This is a genomic window from Pseudomonas sp. Sample_9 (assembly GCF_004307535.1).
Taxonomy (GTDB): domain Bacteria; phylum Pseudomonadota; class Gammaproteobacteria; order Pseudomonadales; family Pseudomonadaceae; genus Aquipseudomonas; species Aquipseudomonas mercuritolerans.
In genome coordinates this window covers 5550-7170 of record NZ_RAZO01000052.1, presented here as the reverse complement: position 1 = coordinate 7170, position 1621 = coordinate 5550, and the positions used below count along the sequence as shown (strand labels likewise).

At 59.4% G+C, this 1621-nt stretch carries 1 protein-coding gene; it reads right to left on the bottom strand.

Going from position 1 to position 1621, the window contains the following annotated elements:
• Positions 1 to 4 precede the first annotated feature (4 nt).
• On the bottom strand, positions 5 to 1588 hold the full coding sequence (locus D6877_RS03275) for a peptide chain release factor 3 (RefSeq protein WP_039759481.1): 1584 nt from the start codon (positions 1586 to 1588) through the stop codon (positions 5 to 7).
• Positions 1589 to 1621: the final 33 nt, after the last annotated feature.

The following is a 1621-nucleotide window of genomic DNA, read 5'->3' as shown; positions in this document are numbered from 1 at the left end:
AACCTTAATGATGCTCCCGCGTCGCGCGGAATTTCACATCCGGCCAGCGCTCTTCCATCAATGCCAGATTCACCCGCGTCGGCGCCAGGTAAGTCAGGTGACCACCGCCATCCAGCGCGAGGTTCTCCACCGCCTTGTTGGAGAATTCCTCAAGCTTCTTCTTGTCGTCACACTCGATCCAGCGCGCCGAATACACGGTGATCGGCTCATACGAGCACTCGACCTTGTATTCCTCTTTCAAACGGCTGGCGACCACATCGAACTGCAGCACACCGACGGCGCCGAGAATGATGTCGTTGCTGCGCTCGGGGAAGAACACCTGCGTCGCGCCCTCTTCCGCCAACTGCTGCAAGCCCTGACGCAACTGCTTGGATTTCAGCGGATCACGCAGACGCACGCGACGGAACAGTTCCGGGGCGAAGTGCGGGATGCCGGTGAAACCGAGGACTTCGCCTTCGCTGAAGGTGTCGCCAATCTGGATCGTGCCGTGGTTGTGCAGACCGATGATGTCTCCAGCGTACGCCTCTTCCAATTGCTCACGCTCGGAGGAGAAGAACGTCAGGGCATCGCCGATGCGCACGTCCTTGCCGGTGCGCACGTGGCGCATCTTCATGCCTTTTTCGTACTTGCCCGAGCAGATACGCATGAAGGCAATGCGGTCGCGGTGTTTCGGGTCCATGTTCGCCTGGATCTTGAAGATGAAGCCCGAGAACTTCTCTTCCACCGGCTCGACAGTGCGCTCGTTGGCCACACGGGCCAGCGGACGCGGCGCCCAATCGACGACAGCATCGAGCACGTGGTCGACACCGAAGTTGCCCAGCGCCGTACCGAAGAACACCGGGGTCAACTGGCCGTCGAGGAATTCCTGCTGGTTGAATTCGTGGCAGGCGCCCTGCACCAGTTCCAACTGCTCGATGAAACGATCGTACTCGTCGCCCAAGTGCGCGCGCGCCTCGTCGGAGTCGAGTTTCTCAATGATCTTGGTTTCGGTGCGCTCGTGACCGTGACCGGCGGTGTAGACGATGATGTAGTCGTCGGCCAGGTGATACACGCCCTTGAAATCGCGGTAGCAACCGATCGGCCAGGTGATCGGCGCAGCCTTGATCTTCAGGACCGCTTCGATTTCGTCGAGCAGTTCGATCGGGTCGCGGATATCACGGTCGAGTTTGTTGATGAAGCTGACGATCGGCGTGTCACGCAGACGGCAGACGTCCATCAGCGCAATGGTCCGTGGCTCTACACCCTTACCGCCGTCGAGCACCATCAAGGCCGAGTCCACCGCGGTCAGGGTGCGGTAGGTGTCTTCGGAGAAGTCTTCGTGGCCCGGGGTGTCGAGCAGGTTGATCATGTGTTCGCGATAGGGGAACTGCATGACCGACGTGGTAATGGAAATACCCCGCTGCTTCTCCATCTCCATCCAGTCGGATGTCGCATGGCGATCGGATTTACGGGATTTCACCGTACCGGCCACTGCAATCGCCTTGCCCATCAACAGGAGCTTTTCGGTGATCGTGGTTTTACCGGCATCGGGGTGGGAAATAATGGCGAAAGTGCGGCGTTTCGCGACTTCGGCGGCCTGTTGGGTCATGGGAAATCGCCTGGCGGTGATTCAAAAAAGGGC